Genomic DNA, 26,566 nt, shown 5'->3' with positions numbered 1-26,566 from the left:
GCGGCCGGAATACGCTGCCGGGGCCGCCCGTTTTCCATTGCACAATTTCATAAAGGTATCATACCATTTTTCTCTGGAAAAGGCAACCGAAGCCGGTCACCAAAGCATTTCTTCTATTGACAATCTTTTCACAAATAACTATAATTCATTTCAGACTGACCTACTGGGGAAAGGAGATGGGGCGGATATGCTGACGGTACGAAATCTCTCCCACGACCCCTTTTACAACCAGGCCTTCGAGGAATTCGTCTTTGAGACCTTCCGGGAGGATGATGTGTTCCTCCTGTGGCAGAACAGCCCCGCCGTCATCGTGGGCAGCTATCAGAACATCTGCCGGGAGGTCCATGTGGAGACCCTGCGGCGGCTGGGCATCCCCGTCGTCCGCCGCATGAGCGGCGGCGGCACGGTGTACCACGACCTGGGCAATGTGAATTATACCTACATCACCCGCCAGGACGGTCTGGTGGACTACGACCGCTGTCTCGGGCCCGTCATCGGGGCCCTGAACGATATCGGCGTTCCCGCCCGGAAGAACCGGACCTGCGACATCGCCATCGGGGAGCAGAAGATCTCCGGCAGCGCCCAGCGGGCCGCCGGGGGGCGGCTCCTGCACCACGGGACCCTGCTGTTCCAGTCGGACCTGGCGGTGCTGGACCGGATCACCACCCACCACAAAAACGACTGCTTCCAGTCCAAGGGAACGGTCTCGGCCATCTGCCCCGTGACCAACATCGCCGACCACCTGTCCGCCCCCATGACCCTGGAGGAATTCGGGACCCGGCTGCTGGACCGGATGGTGCCTCCCGGCTGCCCCCGGCTGACCCTGACGCCGGAACAGGTGGCGGCGGTCTGCCGCCTGCGGGACGAGAAGTACCGCTCCTGGGAGTGGACCTGGGGCAAGACCCCGGCCTTTACATACGAAAAATCCGGCAGCTTTGCCGGGGTGCCCATCCGGGTGGCCTATCAGGCCAAGCGCGGCATCGTGTCCAACGCTGAAATCGACTGCGCAGCCCTGGACGGCGCCCAGGCCGCCCGACTGCTGAACGGCTCCCGGCTGGACCCGGAGGGCTTTGACAAAATCTGCCGAGTCCTTGTGGGAGACCAGGCGGAAGAACTGATGGACTGGCTGCTGTAAACCACAGCGGCTTTCCTGATACAGATACCCGCGTCAAACGCGGAGAAGGGATGAATCACCAATGGAAAAAGAACTGACCATGCCCAAGCTGCGTCCCGAGATGGAAAACGGCGTCCTGTGCGCCTGGCTGAAGGAGGAGGGCGACACCGTCACCGCCGGCGAGCCCCTGTTTGAGATCGAGACCGACAAGGTGGTCAACCAGATCGAGGCCACGGAGAGCGGCGTGCTGAAAAAGCAGCTCTTCGAGGAGGGCGACACGGTGAACGTGGAGACCCCGGTGGCCATTCTGGAGACCAAGTGAGGCAGCCCCATGGAAAAGAAGCCTGAATGGCTGAAGGTCCGGTACAATCAGGACGCCGTCAACGAGGTGGCGGAGATGATGCGGGACCTGAAGCTGAACACCGTCTGTAAGGAGGCCAACTGCCCCAACCTGGGGGAGTGCTACCGCAAGCACACCTCCACCTTTATGATTTTAGGCAGCATCTGCACCCGGAACTGCCGGTTCTGCAACGTCACCACCGGCCATCCCCTGCCCCCGGACCCGGAGGAGCCCATGAATGTGGCAAAAGCCGCCAAAAAGCTGGGCCTGCGCCATGTCGTTTTGACCTGCTCCACCCGGGACGACCTGCCTGACGGCGGCGCGGAGCAATTCGCCAAGTGCGTTCAGGCCATCCGGGAAGTCTGCCCCGGCACCACCGTGGAGACCCTGATCTCCGACATGAAGGGCAACACCGACGCCCTGGACATCGTCATCGCCGCCCACCCGGAGGTGCTGAACCACAACGTGGAAACCGTCAAGGAGCTCCAGTCCGCCGTGCGGCCCCAGGCCCGGTACCAGCGGTCCCTGGATGTGCTGCGCTACTGCAAGCAGAAGGACCCCACCCTGCTGACCAAAACCGGCTTCATGGTGGGCCTTGGCGAGACAGAGGATCAGATCAGCGCCCTGATGGACGACATTCTGGACACCGGCTGCGACATTCTGACCATCGGCCAGTACCTGCAGCCCTCTCCCCAGCACTATCCCCTGGCCCGGTACGCCACGCCGGAGGATTTCGCCCGCTACAAGGAAATGGCCCTGGCCAAGGGCTTCCGCCATGTGGCCTCCGCACCCCTGGCCCGCAGCTCCTACAAGGCGTGGGAGGTTCTGGAGGACGTCCATGATCTATATTGAGACCGGCTCCTCCGACGTTTACTACAACTTCGGCGTGGAGACCTACTTCACCCTGGAAAAGCGGCTGCCGGACACCGTGTTTCTCTTCTGGCGGACCACCCCGACCCTGATGGTGGGCAAGTACCAGAACGTGCTGGAGGAGATCAACAAGCCCTACGCCGATGAACACGGCATCCACATCGTCCGGCGCATGAGCGGCGGCGGCACCATCTACACGGACCTGGGCGGCTGGCAGTTCTCCTTCATCCAGCACAAGGAGGCCGGGGAGATCGAGTTCCAGCAGTACATCGCCCCGGTCATCGGCGCCCTGGCGGAGCTGGGGGTCCGCGCGGAGTTCAACGGCCGCAACGACCTGACCATCGGGGGCAAGAAATTCTCCGGCAACGCCCAGTACCGGCTGGGGGACTGCATCGTCCACCACGGCTCCCTGCTGTTCGACACGGACACCCGCCAGATGGTGGAGTCCACCACCGTGGACAGCTATAAAATTCTCTCCAAGAGCATCAAGTCCGTCCGGGACCGGGTCACCAACATCGCCGAGCACCTGCCCGCCCCCATGGACGCGGAGACCTTCAAGGAATGCATGGTCCGGCACATCATGGGCGGCAGCGACGCCGTCTATACTATCACCCCGGATGACGACCAGTGCATCCGGGAGATCGCTGCGGAGAAATTCAACAACTGGGAGCGCATCTACGGTGCCGACCCCAAGTTCAACATTGAGCGCACCGGCCGGCTGGCCGGCGGCAAAATGCAGTTCAAGATCGACGTGCAGAAGGGCGTCATCCAAAGCGCCGCCGTCTACGGCGACTTCTTCTCCACCCTGGACGCAGAGACCATCTGCGCCGCCCTGGTGGGCTGCCGCTATGAGCGCTCCGCCGTGCTGGATGCCCTGCAAGCCCACGGCATCGACGGCGCGGTCTACCGCATCTCCGCCCGGGAGATGGCCGAGGTCATCGCGGATTGAAACAAGCCAAATTACAAAAACGCACCGGAACGATTCCGGTGCGTTTTACTGTATGGATGCGGTTCAGTTGGCCCTTTCGGCGCCCTTGCGGTACATGTACCAGTACCCGCCGCCCAGGATGACGGCGCCGCCGATGATGTTGCCAATGGTCACCGGCAGCAGGTTCCGGATAAAGATATCCGCAGCGGAGAGGTCCGCTCCCGCCAGGACGCCCGCCGTCAGGTAGTACATGTTGGCCACGCTGTGCTCATAGCCCGCCATGACGAAGGCCGCCACCGGGAAAAAGAGGGACACCACCTTGCCGCCGGCATCTGTGGCCGCGGCGGCCATCAGCACCCCCAGGCACACCAGGATGTTGCACAGAATGCCTCGGAAAATGGCCTGCTCCACGGGCATGATCTTGCCCATGGCGGCGTTTACCAGGAACTCCTCTTTCCCGGCGAACACACCGCCCCACACCGCCATGGCGGCCACCGCCGCCGCGCCGATGAAATTGCCCACATACACCACGCACCAGTTCCGCAGCATGGCGGGCACTGTGATGCGCCGGTCCAGCAGAGCGATGGACATGAGGCAGTTGCCGGTGAACAGTTCTGTGCCCGTCAGCACCACCATAGCAAGGCCCGCCGGGAACACGCACCCGGCGATGAGCCGCCGCAGGGACAGGTTTTCCACCAGCATGGAGCCCCAGGTGGAGGCCACCCCCGCCAAAGCGATGAAGGCCCCTGCCAGGACCGCCATCACCAGCATTTTATCCAGCGGCAGAGCGGCCTTCCGCTCCCCCACGGCCAGAAAATTCCCGCAGACCTCCGCCGGAGACACATACCGTTTTTCCATGACCTGTTCCTCTCTCTGTCTTTACGAAATATCTGCCATTTCAAGATACTTATACCCGTTTTCGGCAATATGGTCCTTTCTCCCCTGCAGGTTGTCCCCCAGCAGCAGGTCGAAGACCTGGGCCGTCCGCTCCACGTCCTCCGGCATGACCCGGATGAGGCGGCGGGTCTCCGGGTTCATGGTGGTGAGCCACATCATGTCCGGGTCGTTCTCGCCCAGGCCCTTGGAGCGGTCGATCTTGTATTTCTTCCCCTCCAGCCCCTTGACGATGTCGTTCTTTTCCTTGTCGGAATAGGCGAACCAGGTCTTGTCACCGCAGTTGATCTCAAACAGGGGTGTCTCGGCGATATAGACGTAGCCCTCCCGGATGAGGGTGGGAGTCAGGCGGTACAGCATGGTCAAAATCAGGGTCCGGATCTGGAAGCCGTCCACGTCGCCATCGGTGCAGATGACGATCTTGCTCCACCGCAGGTTGCTCAGGTCGAAGGAAGCCATATCCTTGACATGCTTGTTCTGGACCTCCACGCCGCAGCCCAGGACCTTGATGAGGTCCGTGATGATCTCGCTTTTGAAGATGCGGGCGTAGTCCGCCTTCAGGCAGTTCAGGATCTTGCCGCGAACCGGCATGATGCCCTGATACTCCGCGTCCCGGCTCAGCTTGACGCTGCCCAGAGCGGAGTCGCCCTCCACGATATAAATTTCCCGCTTCTCCGGGTCCTTGGACCGGCAGTCCACGAACTTCTGGACCCGGTTGGCGATGTCGATGCTGCCGGAGAGCTTCTTCTTGATGTTCAGCCGCTGCTTCTCCGCGCTCTCCCGGCTGCGCTTGTTGATGAGCACCTGCTCAGCGATCTTCTCCGCGTCGAAGTGGTTCTCAATAAAGTAAATTTCCAGGTTGGTCCGCAGGAACTCCGTCATGGCCTCCTGGACGAACTTGTTGGTAATGGCCTTTTTCGTCTGGTTCTCGTAGCTGGTCTGGGTGGAGAAGTTGTTGCTGACCAGAACGATGCAGTCCTCGATGTCCGCCCAGGTGATCTTGCTCTCGTTCTTCTGGTACTTGTTCTGGTCCCGCAGGTACTTGTCCACCGCGGAGACGAAGGCCGATTTGGTGGCCTTTTCCGGGCTGCCGCCGTGCTCCAGCCAGCTGGAGTTGTGGTAGTGCTCAATGACGTTGACCTTGTTGGAGAAGCAGCAGGCCACGCTGAGCTTCACCTTGTACTCCGGCTTGTCCGCCCGGTCCCGGCCCTTCTTCTCCGCCTGCCAGAACACGGGAGAGGTGAGACTCCCCTCGCCTGCCAGCTCCGTCACATAGTCCGTGATGCCGTTTTCGTACAGGAACTCCGTCTCCTCGAACTTCCCCGGCTCGGTCTCGTTGCGGAAGCGGAAGGTGATGCCCTCATTGACCACCGCCTGCCGCTTCATCACGTCCGTGAAGTACTCGGCGGGGATGGCAATGTCCGTGAACACGTCCAGGTCGGGCAGCCACCGGGTGCGGGTGCCGGTCTTGCGGCTCTGATTCCTGGGCAGGGGCGATTTGTTCAGCTCCCCCACGATCTCGCCCCGCTCAAAGTGGAGCGTATACTCCTGGCCGTCCCGCCAGACGGTGACATCCATGTAGCGGGAGGCGTACTGGGTGGCGCAGGCGCCCAGGCCGTTGAGGCCCAGAGAATACTCGTAGTTGTCACCGGACAGGTTGTCGTACTTGCCGCCGGCGTACAGCTCGCAGTACACCAGCTCCCAGTTGTACCGCTGCTCCTTTTCGTTCCAGTCCACCGGGCAGCCCCGGCCCATGTCCTCCACCTGGATGGACCGGTCCAGGAACCGGGTGACGGTGATGGTCTTGCCGTGGCCCTCCCGGGCCTCGTCGATGGAGTTGGAGAGAATTTCAAAGACCGCGTGCTCGCAGCCGTCCAGGCCGTCGGAGCCGAAAATGACGCCGGGCCGTTTCCGGACCCGGTCCGCGCCTTTCAGGGACGAAATACTCTCGTTGCCGTAATCCTGCTTTTTTGCTGCCATAGTTCCTCCGAAGGGGCGAAACCGCCCAATTTTTCAATATGTGGTATTGTATCACAAGAACCCCACAGGTTCAAGGGGTGCCACTCAACCGGCGGTTTGTTGCTTTTGGCGGAAATCTCCGCTATCTTAGAAGAATAAGGAGGGATGACCCATGGACCCCACAAAGACCGGCGCCCTGATCCGGGCGCTGCGGAAGGAACGGAACATGACCCAGAAGGACCTGGCGGAGCGGCTGCACATCACGGACCGGGCCGTCAGCAAATGGGAGCGGGGATTGTGCGCGCCGGACATCTCCCTGCTGGAGCCTTTGGCGGATATTCTGGGCATCTCCATCCTGGAGCTGATCCAGGGGGAACGGAGCAGCCAGCCGGAGACGCCCGGCCAGACGGAGGCCCACACCCGGCAGGTGCTGGATTACTCCAAAGGAGCGCTGGCCCACAAGCTGCGCTCCGCCCGGAAGCGGTATCTGGGCCTGCTGGCGGCCTGCCTGCTGGGGATGGGGCTGCTCTGCGGGATGCTCCTGTGGAAAAGCGGCGTCCTGTTCGTCACGGACAGGAGCGTGTCTCCCGACGGGCAGACCAGCGTCACGGTGTACCGCAAATCCTTCGATCTGGGCGGCTTTTCCGACTTCTCCCTGAAAGACGCCGCCTCCCTGCGCATCACGGGCAGCAACGGCGCGAAGACCTACATTACCTACGGCGACTGCACATACGGGGGTCTGTGGTGGGCGCCGGACAGCTCCAAATACGTCATTGCTCTCCAATATGATGATGGCACCTACCTGGCCCTGTCCTGGCTGGACCGGCATTCAGAGAGCAACCTGAATGCCTACCTCTCCATGGGCGTGGAAGCCACGGAGCTGCGGAAAGACCGCCATGTGGACGAGACCGGGTTCCCCGAAATTGAATACCAGTTCCTGCAGTGGGGGCTGGACAGTGCCTCCATGCTGATCTACTATGCCTTTGAGGACAGCGGCGGCGGGCTGCACGATGGATATTTCTGGTACAACTGCGAAAGCGGCGCCGTGGACGCCATTCTGGAGCTGAATTGAACAACCGAATGGGCGGGAAGCGAAGATGCTTTCCCGCCTTTTCCCGTTTCAAAAACCGGTTCTTCCCGAAAATGTTGTTGCGTAATGTTACCCATAACCGGACTGTCACCTTCACAAACAGTTCATAATCAAGGGTTTTTCACATTCTCCACAGAGTTTTCCACACCGTTATGTCAACTCCGGAATTTACGAAAAAATCACGCACATTTTCCCGGTTTTCTTCCGCCGCCGTTTTTCGACACCATTCTCTCTCACCGTGAGAATTTCGACTTTTTTCCCGCAATTTCGCTTTTTTGTTGCAGGCGCAACAGTTATCAGGGACAAACTCTGCTATGCTGTCATCAGAAAGCAACCAGGAACGGGATACATCCCGACTGATGAAAGGAGACCTCCCATGATGAAATTTTATATCTGCAAGCACTGCGGCAATATCGTGACCAAGCTGACCTCCACCGGCGTTCCCCTGAAGTGCTGCGGCGAGGACATGGTCCTGCTGGAAGCCGGCGTCACCGAAGCCGCCGTGGAGAAACACGTGCCCGCCGTCACGGTGGAGGGCGGACTGGTGAAGGTGTCCGTGGGCTCCGTGGCCCATCCCATGACCGCCGAGCACTACATCCCCTGGGTGGCCCTGGAGACCGAGAAGGGCGCCTTCATCCAGTGGCCGCAGCCCGGCGAGGCCCCCGAGGTGGTCTTTGCCCTGGCAGAGGGCCAGACGGCCAAGGCCGTCTATGCCTGGTGCAATCTCCACGGCCTTTGGAAGGCAGAGCTGTAACGCGCGTATACCCATGCCCGCCGGACACCCGGCGGGTGTTTTTTCGTTCCGCAACGGCTGGTTGCGGCAATGCCAGCCCCCGCTGGTTGCGCGCAACCGGTCGTTCTGGTATCATGGAGCCAGCAAAGGAGGGGACATCCATGACATTTCACGAACACCTGGCCCGGCGGCGGAAGGCCCTGGGCCTGAGCCAGGAGGAGCTGGCGGCGAAGATCGGCGTCTCCCGGCAGGCCGTCAGTAAGTGGGAGACCGGGGACGTTGTCCCGGATCTGAACCGGCTGCTGGCCCTGGCAGAGGCCCTGGACACTTCCCTGGACGCCCTCTGCGGCCGGGAAACAGCGGAGTCGGCGGCAGCCGCCCCCGGGGAGCCGGATGTCCCGCCGAAAAAGCACCCCTGGCTGCTGCCCGCCCTCTGCGGCTTCCTGGCAGCCTGCCTGCTGGCGGGCGGGCTGTGGGCCTGGACATGGCGGAACGTGGTCCCGGCGGAGACGGCGCAGGCGGTAAGCACCCTGCCGGACACCTTTACCGTCTCCGGGGTGAGATTTTCCAGCGTGTCCGATGACACGGTGGCCTACCAATTCACCCCCAGCGTCTCAGGAGATGCCTATATCTATCAAATTACCTTCACGGACCCGGAGGGGAAATCCGCCGTCTTTGACGTACCATGCAGCGGCGGCGTCTGTACCGGGACCGCCGCATTGGAGAGCGGATGGCTCGGCTATGCCGTCACGGTCTCCGTCAGCGATGGCACCGGCAGCCGCAGTGCGGCGGTGGCAAAGAACCTGAATTTCTCTGCAGGCAGCGCCAGTTGGTTCCCGCTAACAGAATAAAGGAGCGCATGCTAAAAGGGCAGCCAAACGGCTGTCCTTTTCTCATGGCTTCCATATAAATTCCTGGACCGGGCTTCCGAATTCCTCGGTCAGCCTTCCCTCCGCAAAGCCCAGCCGCTTGTAAAAGGCCCGGGCCGCCACACCCTCCGGCACACCCTCCCGGTAGGTGGTGACCGTCACCTCTTTGGCGGGGTCCAGGAAGGTGCGCATACAGGCCACCATGCGCTCCCCGATGTGCTGCCTGCGGCAGGCATCGTCCACCGCCAGAAAGCAAAGCACCGCGGGCTCTCTGGAAAACAGCAGAGCGCCCACGACCCGGCCCTCCCGCTTGGCGCAGATGGCAGCGTCTCTGCTCATAAAGTCCAGCACCGTTTTCCGGTGCTCCTCCAGGGCCTCCCGGGTCTCCAGTCCGGGAAAGCTGTCCCGGACCTACTTCACCAAGTCCATCCAGCCTTCAATGTCGCAGGCTTTTGCCAGTTCCACGTTTCCCATATCCGCTTCCCCTTTCCATCATTCCGAAACATGCAGCACCGCTTCCAGGGCGATGCCCAGGCCCGTCTCCAGAGAGGCGGCCTCGATCCACTCCTGCCGGGTGTGGGCCCCGCCGCCGTCGCACAGGCCGAAGCTCACCGCCGGGATGCCCAGGGACAGGGGGATGTTGCAGTCCGTGGAGGCGGGCTCCACCACGATGTCCCCGGCCGTGTGCTTTTTCAGCAGGACTTCGCTCCAGTCGGACAGGGCCTGCTGGGCCACCGGGTCCACCCCCTCCCCGCAGGGGCGGACGCCCAGGGACTCCACTTCGATCTCCGCGCCCCTGGCCCGGAAATCCTCCACCACGGCCCGGAAGGCTTCCTCCATGCCCCGCAGGCCCGCCGCCTCGTCGGAGCGGTACTCGTAGAGCATGGAGGCCTCCTGGGCGATGGTGTTGACGGAAGTGCCGCCCTGAATGGCCCCCACATTATAAGTCGTGACCGTTCCCTCCGGCCCCCAGTGGGGGCGGACGGTGTACAGCGTCCCGATCAGCTCCGCGAGCTGGGCAATGGCGTTGGGTGCGCCGAAATCCCGGAAGCTGTGGCCGCCCCGGGTCCGGACCGTCACCCGGTACCGGGCGGAGCCCACCGCCTTGTTCCACAGGCGGTTATAGTAGCCGTCGAAGGAGATCATCCGGGCCACCCGGCCCCGGTAGTCCGCTATCAGCTGGCGGCAGCCCCGCAGATTGCCCAGGCCCTCCTCCCCGCTGTTGGCGGCGATGACCAGGCCGTGCTTGGGGGAAATCCCCTGCTCCAGCAGGAACCGGGCCGCCACCAGCAACTCCGCCAGGTTGGCGGTGTCGTCCCCCACGCCGGGACACAGCAGCCGTCCGCCCTTCCGGCGGACCTCCATGGGCGCCGTATCGGGGAACACGGTGTCCGTGTGGGCCATGAGCACCGTCAGGGCGTCGCTGCCGGCGGCGTTCAGCTCCAGCACCATGTTGTCCGCGCTGTCGATACGGACGTTCTGCGCGCCGTACCGCTCCAGCCAGGATTTGCAGAACTCCGCCCTGGCCCGCTCCTTCCCGAACGGGGCCGGGATGCGGCACAGGACCTCCGTCAACTGCCGCGCTTCCTCGGCGTGGGCCGCCGCGTAGGCTTTGATCTGCTCCATCTCCATGGAAAACCACTCCTTTTCAAAAACCGGACAAGGCGCAGCCCTGTCCGGTCTTTTCCTTAAAACATATCAGCCGCCTTGACCACCTGGATGATCTCCGCGATCTCCTCCGGGGTCTTGGTGAGGGCAAACCGCACGTGGCCCTCCCCCAGGGTGCCGAAGGCGGAGCCGGGGGTGCACAGCACGCCGGTCTTTTCCAGCAGATCGAAGCAGAACTCCGCGCTGGTGGCGTAGCCCTCCGGAATGGGGGCCCAGACGAACATGCTGCCCTGGCTGTCCGGCACGTTCCAGCCGATGGACCGGAAGCCGCCGCAGAGGGCGTCCCGCCGGGCCTGATAGGCCAACCGCTGTTCCTCCACCCCCTCCTGTGGGCCGTTGAGGGCGGCGATGGCCGCCTTCTGCACCGGCAGGAAGATGCCGTAGTCGATCTGGGACCGGAGGGTCCGGTACTTCTGGATGATCTCCCGGTTGCCCAGCACGAAGGAGATGCGGGCGCCGGTGAGGTTATAGGTCTTGGACAGGGAGTTGTACTCCACGCCCACCTCCATGGCCCCGGGGACCGACAGGAAGGACATGCTCTCATGGTCGTCGAAGATGATCTTGGAGTAGGCGTTGTCGTGGATAATGATGATATGGTACTTCTTGGCGAAGGCGATGAGCTTGTCGTAGAAGGACCGGGGCGCCGCCACGCACACAGGGTTGGCGGGGTAGGACACCACCATCATCTTGGCCTTCCGGGCCAGTTCCGGGTCGATGGCGTCCAGGTCCGGCAGATAACCATTCTCCGGCCGCAGCTCGTAATACTCGATTTTCGCGCCGCAGAGCATGGGGCCCATCTCAAAGATGGGGTAGCCGGGGTTGGGCACCAGCACCACGTCGCCGGGGTCGCAGATAGCCAGGCCGATGTGGGTCAGACCCTCCTGAGAGCCGTAGACGGACATGATCTGGTCCTGCTCCAGCTCCACGCCGTAGCAGGTGCGGTACCAGTTCTGCACAGCCTCCAGCAGCTCGGGCAGCTCTGTCAGGGCGTACTTGTAGTTCTCCGGGTCCCCGGCGGCGTCACACAGGGCCTGCATCACATGGGGCGCAGGCTGGAAGTCCGGGGTGCCGATGGACAGGTTGTACACCTTCCGGCCCGTGGCCTCCACCTCCCGGCGCTTCTGGTCCAGCACGCCGAAAATACCGGCCTGGAACTGGTCCATCCGGCTGGCAAATTGAAATTCCATGGAAATCCCTCCGATGTTGATTGACAGTTGAAAAATATTATACTCCAAAAACTTCCGCCTGCCAAGCCGGAGGTTCCATTTCTTTTGACAAAAATGCCCCACAACCGCGGTTTTCGCGGCTGTGGGGCAGGTCTTATCCACCCAGCAGCATCAGGATCACGCCGTAAATGGCCGACGCCAGCGTGCCGAACACGATGACCGGGCCTGCTACCGTGAACATCTTGGCCGCCATGCCGGTGACGAAGCCCTCTGGTTGTGTTAAGATAGACATACACTTTTCTCTGAGAAATTACGGCAGCCCACTTTTCAGTGGGCCGCCTTTGCATCGGGATACTGTTTGGACCAAACAATCATATTCACTCCCGATTGACACAATTATACCTATGAATGGGGTGCGCGGTTAAATCAATTCTCGTCAGGAAAGTTGATCTTTATCGCCATGTCCCCTACTCTGACGCAATATGGGTTTTTGACTTGACGCAGATAGCTAAACCATCTGTCAATGGGTGGCAGTTCCTCATCGATTTTGATCGTCCGAATATCAACAAGTTGAGATTTATCTACGGTTCTGATATCGACCTTCCGCATGGCCTCCCATTGCTCTGGTGTGATATTTCGCAGATCATCCGGAATATCTTTCATACGATATGGCGGCACCGGCTCAAACGATCTCCCATGAAGCAGCGGAATATTATCTCTGATTCTATCCAGATAGTATTCCAGCCTCTCCCGGTCACCTTCCCAAAAATCCGAAAAGAGTATTTCTTCCAGCTGGTTCTGAATAGCGACCAACTGAGGACTGAGTTGAGCAGCTTTCTGGGTCGGGCATAGCAAATGAAGCCGCTTATCTTTCCGTCTTCGTCGCCGCTCAGCGTAGCCTAATTCCAAAAGTTTACTGGACACTTTTGAGACGGCACTCTTCCCTACGCCAAGCTCACCGGCAAGTTCACTTTGTGATATCTTATGGGCATCTAACAGAACCATAATTGCGGATGCCTGAAGTCCAGTCAATCCCAATTGCGCGTATTGCTTCTCAAGCCATGTGTCTATGCTTCTGTATATAGCGATATTCTTTTGCATCTATGTTCTCCTGTATGTTTGTTGAACATGGTGAGTTATTCTTCCATAGGAGAGGCCATACATTCTGCACAATATCACTTAATCATGTCTATCCCTCTCTGCAGGATTTCGCGATCGATGGCACCGGTGGCCTGAGCAATTCCATACCCCTCTGCATCAATGAACAGCGTTGTCGGGAGCGAATACACACCATAGGTCGTGGCCGCATTGGAATCCAGGTCATAGAACACTGGGAACGAGTAACCTTTATCCTCGATAAACGCTGACGCCTTTTCAAAGGACTCCCGAGAACTGGTGGTCATATTCACCATAAGAAAATGTATCTCATCTCCCAACTCTGCATAGGCCTCATCAAAGTCCGGCATTTCGCTCTGGCAGGGGCCGCACCAACTGGCCCAGAAATTCAGGATGACGGGTTTCCCGATGAAGTCCGACAGATGTACCTCATTCCCCTCCAAATCATACACGGTGAAATCCGGCGCAAGCACTTTTTCCGGTTCAGATTCCCCGGAACCAGCTGAATTATCAGATACGGGTTCTGACGCCTGCGGAGCCTGCTCTGCCAGCTGCTCGGGAGCCAAATTCTCGCCCAAACGGTTGTAAAGCACACTGGCGCCGCCCAGCACCAAGACAAAGGCAAGGAGAATCATTAGAACTGTTTTCTTGCTTTTCATAGTACCTCCTTAGCTGAGCAGACTCAGAAGCCGCCCAAGAGTCCCGGTGGCCATCAGGATCCCTACCAGCACCAGAAAAACGCCGCAGACAAGGTTAATGGCCCGGTAGTGACCTTTGATCCAGTTGAAAGCCGACTTCAGATAGTCGATCAGCACGGCGCTGAGAAGGAAAGGAATTCCCAGCCCCAAAGAATAGGCAAGGAGCATCAACATTCCTTCTGCCACATGCCCCTGCTGAGAGGCCAGCATCAGCGCAGAGCCCAGGAAGGCTCCTACGCAAGGCGTCCAGCCCAGGGAAAAGATCACGCCAAAGAGCAATGCTGAAAAGAAATTCATATTTCCGGTATCCACAGACCGGCTGCTGCCCTTAAACAGATTCAGCTGAAAAACGCCCAAGAAGTTCAGCCCAAAGAAAATCACCACCAAGCCGGAAATAATATTCACTGCGGTTTGATATTCCCGAAGGAAGCCGCCAACGGTGCCTGCCAGAGCGCCCATGGTCACAAAAACAGCGGTAAAACCAGCCACAAAGCCAACGGCGCCCGCAAGTGTCTTTCCTATGCTGCGCTCTCCACCGCCTGCGAAGTAAGAGATGTATATAGGCAGCATGGGCAGCAGACAGGGAGAGATGAACGTGATGATGCCTTCCAGGAAGGATATTACATATTGCATCCGTTCTCACATTCCTTTCCGAAAACGCCGGACAGCAGCCAGCCAACCAAGCCCATATACGCCATCGTGATGAATGGGTTAGCAGTCAGTGGGCAGGCTCCGGTGGAGCATCCGACAAAGCAATAATATGAGAGGCCAATCAATGCGCCACCTGCGGTAAAAAGAGCTGGCTTCAGCCACTTTTTTCCTTTTTTCATCTCACATTCCTCCTGCCAAATATTCTTCTGCATAGTGCACAGCGGTTGCTCCATCGGCCACGGCGGTCACAACCTGCCGTAATGCCTTTGTACGGACATCACCCACAGCGAATACGCCGGGAATGTTGGTGCGGGTACTCTCATCTGCAATGATATAACCCGCTGGATCAACCTTAACCTGATCTTTCACCAATTCGCTGGAAGGTTTCCTTCCAATGCTGACAAACACACCATCACAGGCCAGAGTGGTCTTCTCTCCGGTTTTCACATTCCGCAGTCGGATGCCGATCACCTTTTCGTCGTGAAGCAGCTCAATAATCTCGCTGTCCCATCGGAATTCCACATTCTCCGCTTTCATCAACGGTTCATGGTAGATCTTAGTTGCCCGCAAGGTATCTCTGCGATGAACAACAATTACCTTTTTGCAAATGCGGGAGAGAATCAGAGCGTCTGCCGCAGCGGTATTCCCACCGCCTGCGATGACCACAGTTTTGTTCTTGTAGAACATTCCGTCACAAGCCGCACAGTAGTTGACGCCTTTGCCAATCAGTTCTTGCTCGCTCTCAACCCCCAGTTCTCTCGGGCCGGCACCGGTTGCCAACACGATTGTTCTGGCAAACAAGGGGCCTTCACTGGTCGCCGCTTTCTTCACAGTACCGGACAGGTCAAGTGACAGCACCTCGGTAAGCTTTGTCTCTACGCCGAACCGCTCTGTTCCACGCTTCATTTTCTCTCCCAGAGAAAAGCCGTCGATGCCATCCTCAAAGCCGGGATAGTTGTCGATCTGCTCGGTCAAAGCCATCTGCCCGCCGGCAGACAGTTTCTCCAAAACCACCGTGTCCAATCCGGCTCTGGCAGCATAAAGTGCTGCGGTATAGCCACCGGGTCCACCGCCCACCACGATCATATCATAGATATGTTTCGTAACATTCGCCTCCTGCTCCCGGTGCTGCAAGGTTTCCTCAATGAAAGCCACCAGCTGTGCCCTGGATTCCGGGGCTACGATAGAGCCAAGAACCTGTCCGTTCTGATAGATCAGCAAAGTGGGGACAACTTCGATCTTCTCGGACTGAGCTAATTCCGGCTCGTCATCAATGTTGACCGCACCAAACACCAACGTATCCTGGTACTCCTCCGCCACACTCTCCAATGCTGGAGCCAGACGGCGGCAATATACACACCAAGGGGCTGAGAATTCAACCATAACAGGCTGCTCCGCCTGTGTGAACTTCCGGTAGCCTTCTGCATTCATATTCAAAATCGACATCACTCATCGCTCCTTTTGCTTTTATTATGATCAGTATACCACAAATGACCGATGCTTCCGTGACGATATCACAAAAAGGCAGCTCCGCTGCGTGAAGCCGCCATCTCTGGCGGGATTATTCTGTCGATTCAGCATAATGCGTCCGTCCCGATGTTTTTCACAATTTCCGGGTAGGCTATACTACCACAGATATCCGGAAGGGTCAGTGCCAGAGCGGACTTCCACTGTTGGCCTCAAATATTTCATTCAACCTCCAGAACTCGATCAAGGAAGATAAAACTCACATTTGTATGCCGCATAATTCCTCCATTAGAATAATCGCCTGCCGAAACAGCGGCAGGCGATTATCTCAGTGTTTTAGATCTCGGTCATCCACAGACCGTGGAGGTTGCAGTATGCGTAAACAGCCACTGCCTTGTCATCTCCCAGGGAGAAGGTGACATTGGGGTCATCGCCGGGCTTCAGGGTCTTGCGCTGACCGCCACGCTCCGTCTGAACATAGACCCACTCGATGAAGTGCTCAGGAGCCATGGGATGGTTCACAGCGCCCACATTGACGTTGATCGCGCCATCTTCCACAGCGACCACAGGCAGATGCTTTTCACCGCTGGCCTCCACAGTGTTGGGCTCCAGAGCCTCCATTTTCTGGCCGCAGCACATCATAGGCACGCCGGAGTCATGGATCACGCCCACCAAATTGCTGCAGTGACGGCAGATGTAAAACTTTGCGCTCATCAATAACTCCCCCTTAATAGTTTTCCGCGCGCACCTCGAAGAATGCCTGGGGATGCTTGCAGACAGGGCAAACCTCGGGAGCTTTGGTGCCAACGACCAGGTGGCCGCAGTTACGGCACTCCCACATAGTAACGCCGCTCTTCTCAAAGACGGCCATGGCCTCCACGTTGCTCAGCAGCTTGCGGTAGCGCTCCTCATGGACCTTCTCAATGGCAGCAACGCCACGGAACTGCTCGGCCAGCTCATGGAAGCCTTCCTCGTCGGCCTCACGGGCCATGCGGTCATACATATCCGTCCACTCGGCATTCTCGCCCTCAGCGGCATGGAGCAGGTTCTCGGCAGTATCGCCCAGCTCGCCCAGAGCCTTGAACCACAGCTTGGCGTGTTCCTTCTCGTTCTCAGCGGTGTGCAGGAACAGCGCGGCGATCTGCTCGTAGCCGGCCTTCTTGGCGACGGAGGCGAAGTAGGTGTACTTGTTCCGGGCCTGACTCTCACCGGCAAAGGCTTCCCACAGGTTCTTCTCCGTCTTGGTACCGGCATAGGGGTTCTTCGCAGGGGCGGCCTCTTCGATCTTCACAAACTTGTCGGCGGGCTGCTTGCAGACAGGGCACTTGAAATCAGGGGTCATGGGGCCTTCATGAATGTAACCGCAGACGCTGCATTTCCACTTTTCCATGCTTGTTTCCTCCGTTTTTTCATTGAATTGAATGGTATGTAACAGGGATTCCACCACATCCGCCGGGATGCCGGGATATGCTTTGATGCTTTCCAGGAACGCCTTAGTGTTGCTGCTCTGGGGAAGCATGAAGCCCGCTTCACGGCACAGGTCCTCTGCCATCAGCCGGGAGGATTTTTCCACAGCCACGCTCAGGGCATCCGGCAACTGAGAAGCAATGCTCTCGGCTTGCGCCTTGCTCTGTACCAGACCCCGCAGGGCTTCTACAACTTTCTCCTCCTTGGGCTGCTGCACAGGAAGGGTCTTGGGAACCATAGAAATGGCAGAGGATGGACAGGCTTCGGCACAGGCGCCGCATCCGATGCACTTTTCCGGGTCAATGACGCTGTTCTCCGTATCCGTGGCCCCAGTGGGACAGACGTAAAGACACAGACAGTCCTTGGTGCATAAACGAAGATTTCTCACCGCGTATTTTTCAGCCATCATCAAGCCCTCCCTTCCACTTTTTCAAATTTCCAGCTGGGCACCTTGCAGACCGGGCACAGTTCCGGAGCCGCGTTGCCCACATAGACAAAGCCGCAGACCGTGCAGACCCAGACACCGGTATTTTCCAGCATCTTGTCCCCTTCGCTTTCATAGCGGGTCAACAGGGATTGGAGCATCCGGGTGACTTTTTCACTCCAGACCTGGCACCGCAGGGCGCCCCGATCCGGCTTCTCGGCGGATACTGCGTTGCCATAGGGATAGCCAACCGAGAGGTCATGTTCAATCAGTTCCAGCAGTTTTTTGACGCTGGGCTCTTGCACCGGTTCCGCCTTGGACTGGAAGAACTCTGCCAGCTTCCGAAAATCTTCCGCCTGCTGGGGCAGATATTGCTTTTCACAGCCTCTTGCCAGGTTGGAGCAGATGATGCTCATTTCCATGGCGGACAGTTCTTTCTCCACATGGGGCTTGTCCAGCGCAGCAGCAGGCTTGGCCTGCTCGATTTTCTCCCGGAATTGGGATTTATCTGCACCGCACAGGGGACACTTCCAATCGACAGGAAGATCTTCCCACTTGCCACCGGCAGCTTCGTCATAAACATAGCCGCAAATACTGCAAACATATTGCTTCATAGGGTTCACCGCCTCCTTTAGCCATATTTTATCAAATCACGGCACAAATACCGTGACTTTGTCACTTATTTCAACCGCAGGAGTGATGGCCGCAGCCATGATCACCGCAGTTGCCCTCGTGGTGGTGCTCTCCGTGGTGGCTGCACATCACATTGGGGTTATAGGCCAGCGTTCCGGCAGCCAGCGCCTCTGCCGCCTGGTCCGCGTCGCCGGATACACCGCCATACAGCTGGATGCCTGCCGCTGCCAGCGCCGCCTGAGCGCCGCCGCCGATGCCGCCGCAGATCAGTGCGTCCACATGCAGCGCGCTCAGAACACCTGCAAGTGCGCCGTGGCCGCTGCCGTTGGTATCCACCACCTCGGCGGACATGATTTTGCCGTTTTCCACATCGTAGACCTTGAACTGCTCCGTGTGGCCGAAGTGCTGAAAAATTTCTCCGTTTTCGTAAGTGACCGCAATCCTCATGATGTGTTCTCCTTTTGGTTTTTCATATAGTTGATTGAATTTTTGTTTATAGCAGTTGCTGCATCCGCAGGCCCGGTTGCCCCCGTTGCAGAGCTGATAGTCTCCGCCCTCGATCCGCAGAGGAAGGCCGTCCACCAGCACATCCGCCAGTTTCTTACGGGCACTGGCGTAGATCTGCTGCACGGTGGTGCGGGCAACCTGCATGAAATCGCCGCACTGTTCCTGGGAGAGTCCCTCTTTGTCGATGAGGCGGATGGTCTCGTACTCATCCACCGTCAGGATGACGGCCTGTTCTCTGTCTTTGAGGTCTTCCGGCAAAAATGTCAGCGTCCGGGGGTAATCACACACGCGCCTGCATTTCTTTGGCCTTGGCACAGGGTATGCCTCCTTTCTTCACGTTGCTTTATAAAGAAAGTATAGGCCCATTTACGGCATATGTCAATTATCATAATTGACATATGCCGTAAACAGCTTTATACTGGGTGTGACTGAAGCAGAGGGGGTGTACCATGGAGTTTCAAGATTATTTTCCTGTTTGGGAGAAATTGACTTCCGTACAGCAGCAGCAACTCAAAGGCAATGCGGTCAGCCGCACTGTAAAGAAGGGGGCCGTTCTTCATAACGGAAACCTGGATTGTACGGGTCTGCTTCTGATCCGGCATGGTCAGCTTCGCGCCTACATCCTCTCCGACGAGGGACGAGAGATCACCCTCTACCGCCTGTTTGACCGGGATATCTGCCTGTTCTCCGCCTCCTGCATGATGCGGTCCATTCAATTTGAAATGATGATCAAGGCGGAAAAGGACACGGAGCTGTGGATCGTCCCTGCAGAAATATATCAAAGCATCATGCAGGAATCCGCCCCGGTATCCAATTTTACCAATGAGATCATGGCCACCCGCTTCTCCGAGGTCATGTGGCTCATGGAGCAGATCATGTGGAAGAGCTTTGACAAGCGGCTGGCCGCGTTTTTGCTGGAAGAAAGCACGCTGGAAGAAACGCAGGTCCTCAAAATTACCCACGAGACCATTGCCAACCATCTGGGAACTGCCCGGGAGGTAGTCACCCGGATGCTGCGGTATTTCCAGAGCGAGGGCATGGTGAAGCTGGCCCGGGGAACTGTGGAGATCACGGATGGGGCCGCATTGGAGGAACTGCAACATGCGTAAGCCGCTGCCGATGCTCTCTCAACTCTTTTTCAGTTTTATGAAAGTAGGGCTGTTTACCTTTGGCGGCGGATACGCCATGATCTCCGTGATCACCGATACCTGCGTGGAGAAAAAGCGGTGGCTAACACAGGATGAGATGATGGACCTCACCGTATTGGCGGAATCCACGCCCGGCCCCATCGCCATCAACTGCGCCACTTATGTGGGCTACAAGATGGCAGACATGACGGGTGCCGTGCTGGCGACCCTGGGTATCGTGCTCCCTTCTTTTGTGATCCTCTATCTCATCTCCATGTTCCTGGAGCACTTTCTGGAATATCAGGTGATTGCTGCAGCATGCAGGGGCATCAAAGTGGGCGTAAGCCTGCTGATTTTAGATGCTAGGGCAACGATGCTGAAGAAGATGAAGAAAAAGCCGCAGCCGCGTATCATCGCAGGATGCGCCTTTGTCATCATGCTGCTTGGCAACCTCTTCTCCTTGCGGATCTCCTCTGTCGCTTTGATGCTGGCAGCAGGGATCATCAGCCTGTCCGTTTTTGCCGCAAAAAGCGCACCGGCGCAGAGAGGCGGTGCCGGGCAATGATCTATCTGGAACTGCTTCTGGGCTTTTTGAAGGTGGGCTGCTTTACCTTCGGCGGTGCATACAGCGCCATCCCCCTCATCCGGGATGTGGTGCTGTCCTGCGGCTGGCTCAGCGACGAGGAGTTGAGCTATATGATCGCCGTCAGCGAAAGCACACCCGGCCCCATCATGGTGAATCTCGCCACGTATGTGGGCAGCAGTCAGGCTGGCTTTGGGGGCGCAGTCCTCGCCACGCTGGCAGTAGTACTGCCGTCCTTCTTCGTGATCCTACTGGTCATGAACCTGCTCAGGGGTATCCTGAAAGGCAAGTATGCACAGGCTGTTCTGCAGGGATTGAAGCCCTGTATGATCGGCATTATCCTGGCCACCGGCGTCTATATGACGCTGCACAACTGCTTTCCTCTGGTGCAAGGTGCCAAAGCGGACTTGCGGGCACTGCTGATCGTGGTGGTATTGGCTGCCTGTATGGCGATGTATCGTACTCTCAAAAAGAAAAAACTCTCGCCCATCCTGCTGATCATCGCCTCGGCTATGCTTGGGATTCTCATTTACTAAAGAATAACCCCTTCTCATGTTCCTGTGGAATCTGAGAAGGGGTTATTGTTATTTGTCCATACCGCAGGCAGTGGCCGATTCAATGAGGCAGCGGTCGTTCATTACCGCGTCGTAGAACCGGAAGCCGCCGGAGAAGTTATAGCAGTCAAAGCCATTTCCGGCCAGGATACGGCAAGCAATGTAGCTGCGCAGGCCGCTCTGGCAGATGACGTACACCGGCTTGGACTTGTCCAGCTCACCCAGCCGCTCCCGCAGTTCATCCACAGGGATGTTGGTAAAGCCGTCGATGTGTCCGTGGGCAAATTCCTCCACCGTGCGGGTATCCAGCAGCGTTACGCTGCCGTCCCGGGGGAGCGTGTCCGCGTCTGCCAGATGCCACTGCTTCAGGACGCCGTTTGCAATGTTTTCGATCATAAAGCCCGCCATATTCACCGGGTCCTTGGCGGAGGAATAGGGCGGCGCGTAGGCCAGGTCCAGGTCTTTCAGTTCCGTGGCCTTCATCCCGGCCCGGATGGCGGTGGCCAGCACATCGATGCGCTTGTCTACGCCCTCATAGCCCACGATCTGGGCGCCCAGCAGGCGGTAGGTCTCCTTTTCAAAGACTACCTTCATGGTCATGACCTTGCCGCCGGGGTAGTAGCCCGCATGGCTCATGGGGGAGAGGACAACGGTGTCCACGTCCAGCCCAGCCTTTTTTGCGTTGGTTTCGTTGACACCGGTGGAAGCCGCTGTCATATCAAAGACCTTGATGACGCTGCTGCCCTGGCTGCCCATATAATGGCTGTCGCCGCCGCAGATGTTGTCCGCCGCGATACGGCCCTGCTTGTTGGCGGGGCCTGCCAGGGAGAGCAGAACATCCTGTCCGGTGACGAAATGCTTCACCTGCACCGCGTCGCCCACGGCATAGATGTCGGGAACGGAAGTCTCCATCCGGTCGTTGACCACGATGCTGCCCTTGATGCCCAGCTCCAGTCCAGCTTCTTGAGCGAGGTGGGTGTCCGGAGAAACGCCGATGGCCAGCACCACCATGTCGGCATGGAGGGGAGCTTCGTCCTTCAGCAGCACATCCACGCCACCGTTCTTTTCCTCGAAGCCCTCCACCGTGTGACCCAGAGCCAGCTTCACGCCATGGCGGCGCATTTCACTGTGGATAAAGGACGCTATGTCCGGGTCAAAGGGGTTCATCAGCTGCTTGGGCCGCTGGACGATGGTGACCTCCATCCCCAGTTCCCGCAGATTCTCCGCCAGCTCCAGGCTAATGAAGCCGCCGCCCGCCAATACGGCGGACCTGGGACGGTTCCGGTCAATGTACTCCTTGATGCGGAAGGTGTCCTCCACGGTGCGCAGGGTGAACAGCTTGTCCAATCCCACGCCGGGGAGCCGGGGCTGGGTGGGCTTGGCTCCGGGAGAGAGGATCAGCTTGTCGTAGCTTTCCTCGAACGCATCTCCGGTTTCCAGATTTGTCACGGAGACCGTCTTTTTGTCGGGGTGGATGGCAGTGACCTCGTGGCGTACCTTCATGTTGACCCGGAAGCGGGAGAAGAAGCTCTCCGGCGTTTGGAGGGTCAGCTCCTCGGGGTTCTCAATGACTCCGCCAATGTAATAGGGCAGACCGCAGTTGGCGTAGGAGATGAACCCGGACCGCTCAAACACCACGATCTCCGCCTGCTCCTCCAATCTGCGGATGCGGGCCGCAGCAGTAGCGCCGCCTGCCACGCCGCCTACGATGACAACTTTCATATTATCGTTCCACCTTTCCTGCATAAGCGGCGATGCCGCCGATATTTTTGACGTTGGTGTATCCCATGCGCCGGAGCGCGCTGACTGCCTGACTGCTTCTGGCTCCGCTGTGGCAGTAGACAAACACGGGCGTATCTTGATTATTGACGAAGCCGGTCACCTTGTCAAGGGACTGAAGCGGCACATTCTTGCTGCCGGGGATATGTCCTTCCCGGTACTCTTCCAGCGTGCGGACATCCAGAAGAACAGCGCCGGGCGTGGCCTGATACTCTTTTACACCCTGACTGATGTCGGGTCCTTTCAGGAAATCGAAGAATCCCATACCTGAGCCTCCTCACAGCATGGCCAGAATTTGCGCCTTGGGCCGTGCGCCCACTATTTGATTGACGACTTTGCCGCCCTTCATTACCGCCAGGGTTGGGATGCTCATAACGCCGAACTGTGCGGCCAGTTCCGGCTGCTCGTCCACATTGACCTTGCCTACTTTGATGTCGCCGCGCTCGGCTGCGATCTCATCCACAATGGGACTGACCATCCGGCAGGGGCCGCACCAGGGCGCCCAGAAGTCCAGCAGGACGGGTTTCTCAGAATTCAGAACTTTATTCTGAAAATTATTCTTGTTGATATGGATAACAGACATATGCAAGTCCTCCTATGATCTCTTGTTTGATGACTCCATGATAACCGGGATTTCATACAAGTTCCGTGATATTGTCACAAAGCGCCGCTGACGGTCTCTCCCGTCCAGTCATTGATGCCGCCGAACTCGACGATGTTGGTATAACCCAGCTTTACCAGCTTTTCGGACGCCTGCTTGCTGCGGTTGCCGCTGCGGCAGTATACCAGGATCAGCTGCTCCTTGTCTGGCAGCTCCGGGATGTCTTCAGTGCCGATGGTCTCGTTGGGGATATTGATGGCGCCGGGGATATGCTTCTCGCTGAATTCCTCCGCAGTCCGGACGTCCAGAATGAGATAGCCGCTCTCCTCCTCCATCATGGCGGCGGCTTCTTCTGCGTTGATCTGACGGTAGGTGCTCTCCTCCGACTGCGCTCCGCATCCGGCCAAAAGCAGCAGGGCCATCAAAAAGGGTATGATTTTCTTCATGGTCATTCCTCCGTGTTTTGAAAACAAGGCGGCTGCGTGTCAGCCGCCTTGTTTGTTTTTAGGTTCTTGCCATACCATCCACACTCAGCACCACGCCTGTAATATAGGATGCTTCATCAGAGGCCAGGAACACAAATGCATTTGCAATGTCCTCCGGCTGGCCCAGACGGCGCAGGGGGATCTGCTTGATCATCGGCTCGATGACTTCCTTGGGAACAGCCTTCATCATGTCGGTCTCCGTGATGCCGGGAGCCACCGCGTTGACCCGAATGCCCTTGGGACCAAGCTCACGGGCCAGGGATACTGTCAAGCCGTTGACTGCGAACTTGGACGCGGGATAGGCGAAGCCACTGGGTTGGCCGGAAATACTGACCATAGAGGATGTGGAGAGAATAACGCCCTCGCCCCGCGCCACCATGCACTCACTGGCTGCCCGTGTGGCGTTGAACACGCCTTTCACATTCAGATTCATAACCTTATCGAAGGTCTCCTCGGTATATTCGGTAAAAGGGGTGCTTTCAGACACGCCGGCATTGTTCACCAGAATATCCACGCAACCATACCTTTCAGTGGCTTCACGGAACGCATTACGGACAGATTCCAGACTGGACAGATCAGGGCTGATCCCCGCGACGGTTGCCTCCGGATATTTTTCTTGCAGCTGTGCAACAGCCTTATCAGCCGATGCCTGAGAACTTGCAGTCAGGATGACGGTAGCGCCTTCCTTCAGAAATTTGTCCGCAGTAGCAAACCCGATGCCCCGGCTGCCGCCGGTGATAATCGCAACCTTATCTTTCAGTCTCATATTCAGACCGCCTTTCTTTTTGTTTATGGCCGTATCTTAACAGATTCTGTGTGGTCGTTCCGTGATAATATCACATTTTATCGATCATCCCTTGCAGGCAGATGATTTCATACAAGCACCTTAGTCAAACTGGAATAAGCATCTATATAAAGGTTTCCAAGGAAACTTTCTCCCCCATTTCATGGAGTTCAAGAGCCTTTTCGCTTCTGTTTGGCCTTACGAGTTACAATAGACATACAAAAAATGCCCACTTCGTCGATTACGAAGTGGGCAAAATTGTTCTAAAAGCTCTGCAATAACATGAGAATCACGCCGTAGATCGCGCTGGCCAGCGTGCCGAACACGATGACGGGTCCTGCTACCGTGAACATCTTGGCCGCCATGCCGGTGACGAAGCCCTCGCTTTTGAAGTCGATGGCCGGGGACACCACGGCGTTGGCAAAGCCCGTGATGGGCACCAGAGTCCCGGCGCCGCCGAAGCGGGCCAGCTTGCTGTACAGGTTGAAGCCCGTCAGCAGGGCCGACAGCAGCACCAGGGTACAGGAGGTGGCGGTGCCGGCGTCCTCCTCGTTCAGTCCCGCGGCGCTCCAGCCGTTCTGGATGGCCTGGCCCACCACGCAGATCAGCCCGCCGATGATGAAGGCCAGGACCACGTCCTTTAGGATGGGGGACTTTTGGGATTTCTCCTTCACGTACTGTTGGTATTCCTTGGGGGTCATATCCATGGAAACACTTCCTTTCCCATCCAGTATGTCCCCCCGCATTTCAAAATATGTATTTCTTGAAAAGGCAGGCCAAAGGCGGTACACTATACCCAGCACGATTTGGGAGGAAACACCTATGAAAACCGCCGCCAAGCCCCTGGGCCTGTATGTCCATATTCCCTTCTGCAAGCAGAAGTGCGCCTACTGCGACTTCTATTCCCTCTCCGGGAACGAGGGGCTCATGGACGACTACACCGACGCTCTCTGCGCCCACCTGACGGAGACGGCCCCCTTTGCCGCCGGGCACACCGTGGACACCGTCTACTTCGGCGGCGGCACCCCCAGCTATCTGGGAGAGAAGCGGCTGGTCCAGATCTTGAAAACCATCCTGAAAAAATACCGGGTGGACCGGCACGCCGAGATCACCCTGGAGGCCAACCCGGACTCCGCCGGGGATCAAAAGGCCCTGAAGGCCCTGCGGAAAGCGGGCTTCAACCGCGTCTCTCTGGGGATGCAGTCCGCCTGCGATGAAGAACTGCGGGAAATTGGCCGGGTCCACACCATGGACCAGGTCCGCGCCGCCGTGGAGGCCGCCCGGAAGGCGGGCTTTGACAACCTGTCCCTGGACCTGATCTACGGCCTGCCCCACCAGACCCAGGACCGCTGGGCCGCCAATCTGGCCGCCGCCGTGGACCTGGCCCCGGACCATCTCAGCTGCTATGGATTGAAGGTGGAGGAAGGGACGCCCCTTTACACCCGCCGGGACGATGCCGGTCTGCCGGGGGATGACGAGCAGGCCGATATGTATCTCTACACCGTGGACTACCTCCGGCGATTCGGCTATTTCCAGTACGAGATCTCCAATTTTGCCCGCACCGGGCGGGAATCCCGGCACAACCTGAAATACTGGACCCTGGGAGAGTACGCCGGCTTCGGCCCCGGCGCCCACTCGGACTTCGGCGATGTCCGCTACGCCTATGAAAAGGACCTGGCGGGCTACATCCGGGGCGTCCGGGAGGGGACCCCCATGCTGTCGGAAAACGACCGCATCCCGCCCATGGACCGGGACACGGAATGGCTGATGCTGGGGCTGCGGACCGTCCGGGGCCTGGACCCCAAGGTCTTCGAGCAGCGGTTCCGCCGCCGCTTCTCCATGTTCCTGCCCTTCCTGACCCAATGCGAACAGGCGGGCTACGCCGTTTATGAGGAGGACCGCTGGCACCTGACGCCCAAGGGCTTTCTGGTGTCCAACCAGATCATCGGCGGGATGCTGGACGTGCTGGCGGAGGACAAGCGCCGCCGGACAGAGGCCGCCGCCCGGGGGGACTTCCGGGTCCGGCTGGACTGAACCGCACACCGTAAAGGAGGAAATT

Annotated in this window: 32 protein-coding genes and 1 pseudogene; 11 read left to right on the top strand and 22 right to left on the bottom strand. The window is 58.4% G+C overall.

The genetic code is table 11. The features are described 5' to 3' along the window. Positions 1 to 187 precede the first annotated feature (187 nt). The 4 genes from JQM66_RS07770 to JQM66_RS07755 all read left to right on the top strand — a co-directional run bounded on the left by JQM66_RS07770 (position 188) and on the right by JQM66_RS07755 (position 3,273). Complete coding sequence (locus JQM66_RS07770; RefSeq protein WP_235229311.1) at positions 188 to 1,135, top strand: lipoate--protein ligase; 948 nt, start codon at positions 188 to 190, stop codon at positions 1,133 to 1,135. A 61-nt stretch (positions 1,136 to 1,196) separates the two neighbouring features. Beyond that, the gene (locus tag JQM66_RS07765; RefSeq protein ID WP_235221423.1) at positions 1,197 to 1,436 is read left to right on the top strand and encodes a biotin/lipoyl-containing protein; all 240 of its coding nucleotides are present in this window, start codon (positions 1,197 to 1,199) and stop codon (positions 1,434 to 1,436) included. A gap of 9 nt (positions 1,437 to 1,445) precedes the next feature. Continuing rightward, positions 1,446 to 2,306 carry a lipoyl synthase gene (lipA, locus tag JQM66_RS07760; RefSeq protein WP_235229310.1) on the top strand — a complete coding sequence of 287 codons (861 nt, stop codon included), beginning with the start codon at positions 1,446 to 1,448 and terminating at the stop codon, positions 2,304 to 2,306. Further along, complete coding sequence (locus tag JQM66_RS07755) at positions 2,293 to 3,273, top strand: lipoate--protein ligase (RefSeq protein ID WP_235229309.1); 981 nt, start codon at positions 2,293 to 2,295, stop codon at positions 3,271 to 3,273. The genes lipA and JQM66_RS07755 overlap by 14 nt, the downstream gene beginning before the upstream one ends. A 63-nt stretch (positions 3,274 to 3,336) precedes the next feature. Here JQM66_RS07755 and JQM66_RS07750 read toward each other — a convergent pair whose 3' ends face one another. Both JQM66_RS07750 and JQM66_RS07745 read right to left on the bottom strand, forming a co-directional pair. Beyond that, complete coding sequence (locus JQM66_RS07750) at positions 3,337 to 4,110, bottom strand: formate/nitrite transporter family protein (RefSeq protein ID WP_235229308.1); 774 nt, start codon at positions 4,108 to 4,110, stop codon at positions 3,337 to 3,339. 21 nt (positions 4,111 to 4,131) lie between these two features. Beyond that, complete coding sequence (locus tag JQM66_RS07745) at positions 4,132 to 6,126, bottom strand: DNA gyrase/topoisomerase IV subunit B (protein ID WP_235229307.1); 1,995 nt, start codon at positions 6,124 to 6,126, stop codon at positions 4,132 to 4,134. 151 nt (positions 6,127 to 6,277) lie between these two features. On the opposite strand from JQM66_RS07745, the gene JQM66_RS07740 reads away from it, so the two are divergent. The 3 genes from JQM66_RS07740 to JQM66_RS07730 all read left to right on the top strand — a co-directional run bounded on the left by JQM66_RS07740 (position 6,278) and on the right by JQM66_RS07730 (position 8,779). Next, complete coding sequence (locus JQM66_RS07740; protein WP_235229306.1) at positions 6,278 to 7,177, top strand: helix-turn-helix domain-containing protein; 900 nt, start codon at positions 6,278 to 6,280, stop codon at positions 7,175 to 7,177. Positions 7,178 to 7,574: 397 nt separating this feature from the next. Then, entirely contained in the window at positions 7,575 to 7,949 is a 375-nt protein-coding gene (locus tag JQM66_RS07735; RefSeq protein WP_235229355.1) for a desulfoferrodoxin family protein, read from the top strand. 140 nt (positions 7,950 to 8,089) lie between these two features. Continuing rightward, positions 8,090 to 8,779 (top strand): helix-turn-helix domain-containing protein, encoded by a 690-nt coding sequence (locus JQM66_RS07730; protein ID WP_235229305.1) that lies wholly within the window; start codon positions 8,090 to 8,092, stop codon positions 8,777 to 8,779. A gap of 42 nt (positions 8,780 to 8,821) precedes the next feature. On the opposite strand, the gene JQM66_RS07725 is transcribed toward JQM66_RS07730, so the two are convergent. The 14 genes and pseudogenes from JQM66_RS07725 to JQM66_RS07655 all read right to left on the bottom strand — a co-directional run bounded on the left by JQM66_RS07725 (position 8,822) and on the right by JQM66_RS07655 (position 18,909). Further along, a complete protein-coding gene (locus JQM66_RS07725) occupies positions 8,822 to 9,187 on the bottom strand; it encodes a GNAT family N-acetyltransferase (protein WP_328284124.1) in 366 nt (121 codons plus the stop codon). Between the two features lie 102 nt (positions 9,188 to 9,289). After that, positions 9,290 to 10,429: a M20/M25/M40 family metallo-hydrolase gene (locus JQM66_RS07720; RefSeq protein WP_235229303.1), complete on the bottom strand. Its 1,140-nt coding sequence runs from the start codon at positions 10,427 to 10,429 to the stop codon at positions 9,290 to 9,292. Positions 10,430 to 10,485: 56 nt separating this feature from the next. Next, positions 10,486 to 11,652, bottom strand: coding sequence for an aminotransferase class I/II-fold pyridoxal phosphate-dependent enzyme (locus JQM66_RS07715; protein ID WP_235229302.1), 1,167 nt, complete (start codon positions 11,650 to 11,652; stop codon positions 10,486 to 10,488). A 133-nt stretch (positions 11,653 to 11,785) separates the two neighbouring features. Next, on the bottom strand, positions 11,786 to 11,923 hold the full coding sequence (locus JQM66_RS07710; protein WP_235229301.1) for a SpoVA/SpoVAEb family sporulation membrane protein: 138 nt from the start codon (positions 11,921 to 11,923) through the stop codon (positions 11,786 to 11,788). A gap of 134 nt (positions 11,924 to 12,057) precedes the next feature. Continuing rightward, positions 12,058 to 12,732, bottom strand: coding sequence for a MarR family winged helix-turn-helix transcriptional regulator (locus JQM66_RS07705; RefSeq protein ID WP_235229300.1), 675 nt, complete (start codon positions 12,730 to 12,732; stop codon positions 12,058 to 12,060). A 74-nt stretch (positions 12,733 to 12,806) separates the two neighbouring features. Further along, on the bottom strand, positions 12,807 to 13,406 hold the full coding sequence (locus JQM66_RS07700) for a TlpA family protein disulfide reductase (protein ID WP_235229299.1): 600 nt from the start codon (positions 13,404 to 13,406) through the stop codon (positions 12,807 to 12,809). A gap of 9 nt (positions 13,407 to 13,415) precedes the next feature. Next, the gene (locus JQM66_RS07695; RefSeq protein WP_235229298.1) at positions 13,416 to 14,078 is read right to left on the bottom strand and encodes a cytochrome c biogenesis CcdA family protein; all 663 of its coding nucleotides are present in this window, start codon (positions 14,076 to 14,078) and stop codon (positions 13,416 to 13,418) included. Further along, positions 14,066 to 14,275 carry a hypothetical protein gene (locus JQM66_RS07690; RefSeq protein WP_235229297.1) on the bottom strand — a complete coding sequence of 70 codons (210 nt, stop codon included), beginning with the start codon at positions 14,273 to 14,275 and terminating at the stop codon, positions 14,066 to 14,068. Before JQM66_RS07690 ends, JQM66_RS07695 begins: the two co-directional genes overlap by 13 nt. A gap of 1 nt (position 14,276) precedes the next feature. Then, a complete protein-coding gene (gene trxB / locus JQM66_RS07685) occupies positions 14,277 to 15,182 on the bottom strand; it encodes a thioredoxin-disulfide reductase (protein ID WP_235229354.1) in 906 nt (301 codons plus the stop codon). 63 nt (positions 15,183 to 15,245) lie between these two features. Continuing rightward, positions 15,246 to 15,527, bottom strand: a pseudogene (locus JQM66_RS07680) (thioredoxin family protein); the annotation flags it as partial. 372 nt (positions 15,528 to 15,899) lie between these two features. Then, entirely contained in the window at positions 15,900 to 16,277 is a 378-nt protein-coding gene (locus JQM66_RS07675) for a desulfoferrodoxin family protein (protein WP_235229296.1), read from the bottom strand. A gap of 13 nt (positions 16,278 to 16,290) precedes the next feature. Beyond that, complete coding sequence (gene rbr, locus JQM66_RS12675) at positions 16,291 to 17,436, bottom strand: rubrerythrin (protein WP_328284122.1); 1,146 nt, start codon at positions 17,434 to 17,436, stop codon at positions 16,291 to 16,293. Positions 17,437 to 17,438: 2 nt separating this feature from the next. Continuing rightward, positions 17,439 to 18,068 (bottom strand): rubredoxin-like domain-containing protein, encoded by a 630-nt coding sequence (locus tag JQM66_RS07660; RefSeq protein WP_235229295.1) that lies wholly within the window; start codon positions 18,066 to 18,068, stop codon positions 17,439 to 17,441. A 70-nt stretch (positions 18,069 to 18,138) separates the two neighbouring features. Continuing rightward, complete coding sequence (locus tag JQM66_RS07655) at positions 18,139 to 18,909, bottom strand: DUF134 domain-containing protein (RefSeq protein WP_235229294.1); 771 nt, start codon at positions 18,907 to 18,909, stop codon at positions 18,139 to 18,141. A gap of 134 nt (positions 18,910 to 19,043) precedes the next feature. Between JQM66_RS07655 and JQM66_RS07650 the strand changes: the two genes are divergently transcribed. Genes JQM66_RS07650 through JQM66_RS07640 form a run of 3 tightly spaced genes read left to right on the top strand, consistent with a single transcriptional unit; the run spans position 19,044 to position 20,840 of the window. Next, positions 19,044 to 19,703, top strand: coding sequence for a Crp/Fnr family transcriptional regulator (locus JQM66_RS07650; RefSeq protein WP_235229293.1), 660 nt, complete (start codon positions 19,044 to 19,046; stop codon positions 19,701 to 19,703). Continuing rightward, on the top strand, positions 19,696 to 20,286 hold the full coding sequence (locus JQM66_RS07645) for a chromate transporter (RefSeq protein ID WP_235229292.1): 591 nt from the start codon (positions 19,696 to 19,698) through the stop codon (positions 20,284 to 20,286). The genes JQM66_RS07650 and JQM66_RS07645 overlap by 8 nt, the downstream gene beginning before the upstream one ends. Continuing rightward, positions 20,283 to 20,840 carry a chromate transporter gene (locus JQM66_RS07640; RefSeq protein WP_235229291.1) on the top strand — a complete coding sequence of 186 codons (558 nt, stop codon included), beginning with the start codon at positions 20,283 to 20,285 and terminating at the stop codon, positions 20,838 to 20,840. The genes JQM66_RS07645 and JQM66_RS07640 overlap by 4 nt, the downstream gene beginning before the upstream one ends. Positions 20,841 to 20,888: 48 nt before the next feature. Here the strand turns inward: JQM66_RS07640 and JQM66_RS07635 are convergent, their stop codons facing one another. The 6 genes from JQM66_RS07635 to spoVAC form a co-directional block, all read right to left on the bottom strand. After that, positions 20,889 to 22,580: an FAD-dependent oxidoreductase gene (locus JQM66_RS07635; protein ID WP_235229290.1), complete on the bottom strand. Its 1,692-nt coding sequence runs from the start codon at positions 22,578 to 22,580 to the stop codon at positions 20,889 to 20,891. A 1-nt stretch (position 22,581) separates the two neighbouring features. Next, positions 22,582 to 22,902: a rhodanese-like domain-containing protein gene (locus JQM66_RS07630; protein ID WP_235229289.1), complete on the bottom strand. Its 321-nt coding sequence runs from the start codon at positions 22,900 to 22,902 to the stop codon at positions 22,582 to 22,584. 12 nt (positions 22,903 to 22,914) lie between these two features. Then, entirely contained in the window at positions 22,915 to 23,220 is a 306-nt protein-coding gene (gene trxA / locus JQM66_RS07625; RefSeq protein ID WP_235229288.1) for a thioredoxin, read from the bottom strand. A gap of 74 nt (positions 23,221 to 23,294) precedes the next feature. After that, positions 23,295 to 23,684, bottom strand: a complete 390-nt coding sequence (locus tag JQM66_RS07620) for a rhodanese-like domain-containing protein (protein WP_328284121.1) — start codon at positions 23,682 to 23,684, stop codon at positions 23,295 to 23,297. A 58-nt stretch (positions 23,685 to 23,742) separates the two neighbouring features. Beyond that, positions 23,743 to 24,489, bottom strand: a complete 747-nt coding sequence (locus JQM66_RS07615) for an SDR family NAD(P)-dependent oxidoreductase (protein WP_235229286.1) — start codon at positions 24,487 to 24,489, stop codon at positions 23,743 to 23,745. A gap of 281 nt (positions 24,490 to 24,770) precedes the next feature. Continuing rightward, positions 24,771 to 25,214 (bottom strand): stage V sporulation protein AC, encoded by a 444-nt coding sequence (gene spoVAC / locus JQM66_RS07610; protein WP_235229285.1) that lies wholly within the window; start codon positions 25,212 to 25,214, stop codon positions 24,771 to 24,773. Positions 25,215 to 25,329: 115 nt separating this feature from the next. Here spoVAC and hemW point away from each other — a divergent pair, with 115 nt between their 5' ends. Next, complete coding sequence (gene hemW / locus JQM66_RS07605; protein WP_235229284.1) at positions 25,330 to 26,541, top strand: radical SAM family heme chaperone HemW; 1,212 nt, start codon at positions 25,330 to 25,332, stop codon at positions 26,539 to 26,541. Positions 26,542 to 26,566: the final 25 nt, after the last annotated feature.

The sequence above is a fragment of the Oscillibacter valericigenes genome (assembly GCF_021531915.1).
GTDB lineage: Bacteria > Bacillota > Clostridia > Oscillospirales > Oscillospiraceae > Oscillibacter > Oscillibacter valericigenes_A.
Note: the sequence above shows the minus strand (reverse complement) of the source record. Positions and strands in the feature narration are given on the sequence as shown.

Coding starts and splice junctions, on each gene's coding strand:
- JQM66_RS07615 (WP_235229286.1), bottom strand. CDS start 24,489: ATGAGACTGAAAGATAAGGTTGCGATTATCACCGGCGGCAGCCGGGGC.
- JQM66_RS07730 (WP_235229305.1), top strand. CDS start 8,090: ATGACATTTCACGAACACCTGGCCCGGCGGCGGAAGGCCCTGGGCCTG.
- JQM66_RS07650 (WP_235229293.1), top strand. CDS start 19,044: ATGGAGTTTCAAGATTATTTTCCTGTTTGGGAGAAATTGACTTCCGTA.
- JQM66_RS07720 (WP_235229303.1), bottom strand. CDS start 10,429: ATGGAGATGGAGCAGATCAAAGCCTACGCGGCGGCCCACGCCGAGGAA.
- JQM66_RS07700 (WP_235229299.1), bottom strand. CDS start 13,406: ATGAAAAGCAAGAAAACAGTTCTAATGATTCTCCTTGCCTTTGTCTTG.
- JQM66_RS07750 (WP_235229308.1), bottom strand. CDS start 4,110: ATGGAAAAACGGTATGTGTCTCCGGCGGAGGTCTGCGGGAATTTTCTG.
- trxA (WP_235229288.1), bottom strand. CDS start 23,220: ATGTCTGTTATCCATATCAACAAGAATAATTTTCAGAATAAAGTTCTG.
- JQM66_RS07745 (WP_235229307.1), bottom strand. CDS start 6,126: ATGGCAGCAAAAAAGCAGGATTACGGCAACGAGAGTATTTCGTCCCTG.
- JQM66_RS07740 (WP_235229306.1), top strand. CDS start 6,278: ATGGACCCCACAAAGACCGGCGCCCTGATCCGGGCGCTGCGGAAGGAA.
- JQM66_RS07635 (WP_235229290.1), bottom strand. CDS start 22,580: ATGAAAGTTGTCATCGTAGGCGGCGTGGCAGGCGGCGCTACTGCTGCG.
- JQM66_RS07620 (WP_328284121.1), bottom strand. CDS start 23,684: ATGAAGAAAATCATACCCTTTTTGATGGCCCTGCTGCTTTTGGCCGGA.
- hemW (WP_235229284.1), top strand. CDS start 25,330: ATGAAAACCGCCGCCAAGCCCCTGGGCCTGTATGTCCATATTCCCTTC.
- spoVAC (WP_235229285.1), bottom strand. CDS start 25,214: ATGGATATGACCCCCAAGGAATACCAACAGTACGTGAAGGAGAAATCC.
- JQM66_RS07695 (WP_235229298.1), bottom strand. CDS start 14,078: ATGCAATATGTAATATCCTTCCTGGAAGGCATCATCACGTTCATCTCT.
- JQM66_RS07710 (WP_235229301.1), bottom strand. CDS start 11,923: ATGTCTATCTTAACACAACCAGAGGGCTTCGTCACCGGCATGGCGGCC.
- JQM66_RS07645 (WP_235229292.1), top strand. CDS start 19,696: ATGCGTAAGCCGCTGCCGATGCTCTCTCAACTCTTTTTCAGTTTTATG.
- rbr (WP_328284122.1), bottom strand. CDS start 17,436: ATGGCTGAAAAATACGCGGTGAGAAATCTTCGTTTATGCACCAAGGAC.
- JQM66_RS07675 (WP_235229296.1), bottom strand. CDS start 16,277: ATGAGCGCAAAGTTTTACATCTGCCGTCACTGCAGCAATTTGGTGGGC.
- JQM66_RS07640 (WP_235229291.1), top strand. CDS start 20,283: ATGATCTATCTGGAACTGCTTCTGGGCTTTTTGAAGGTGGGCTGCTTT.
- JQM66_RS07660 (WP_235229295.1), bottom strand. CDS start 18,068: ATGAAGCAATATGTTTGCAGTATTTGCGGCTATGTTTATGACGAAGCT.
- JQM66_RS07715 (WP_235229302.1), bottom strand. CDS start 11,652: ATGGAATTTCAATTTGCCAGCCGGATGGACCAGTTCCAGGCCGGTATT.
- JQM66_RS07735 (WP_235229355.1), top strand. CDS start 7,575: ATGAAATTTTATATCTGCAAGCACTGCGGCAATATCGTGACCAAGCTG.
- JQM66_RS07765 (WP_235221423.1), top strand. CDS start 1,197: ATGGAAAAAGAACTGACCATGCCCAAGCTGCGTCCCGAGATGGAAAAC.
- JQM66_RS07705 (WP_235229300.1), bottom strand. CDS start 12,732: ATGCAAAAGAATATCGCTATATACAGAAGCATAGACACATGGCTTGAG.
- JQM66_RS07770 (WP_235229311.1), top strand. CDS start 188: ATGCTGACGGTACGAAATCTCTCCCACGACCCCTTTTACAACCAGGCC.
- trxB (WP_235229354.1), bottom strand. CDS start 15,182: ATGATCGTGGTGGGCGGTGGACCCGGTGGCTATACCGCAGCACTTTAT.
- JQM66_RS07755 (WP_235229309.1), top strand. CDS start 2,293: ATGATCTATATTGAGACCGGCTCCTCCGACGTTTACTACAACTTCGGC.
- lipA (WP_235229310.1), top strand. CDS start 1,446: ATGGAAAAGAAGCCTGAATGGCTGAAGGTCCGGTACAATCAGGACGCC.
- JQM66_RS07630 (WP_235229289.1), bottom strand. CDS start 22,902: ATGGGATTCTTCGATTTCCTGAAAGGACCCGACATCAGTCAGGGTGTA.
- JQM66_RS07690 (WP_235229297.1), bottom strand. CDS start 14,275: ATGAAAAAAGGAAAAAAGTGGCTGAAGCCAGCTCTTTTTACCGCAGGT.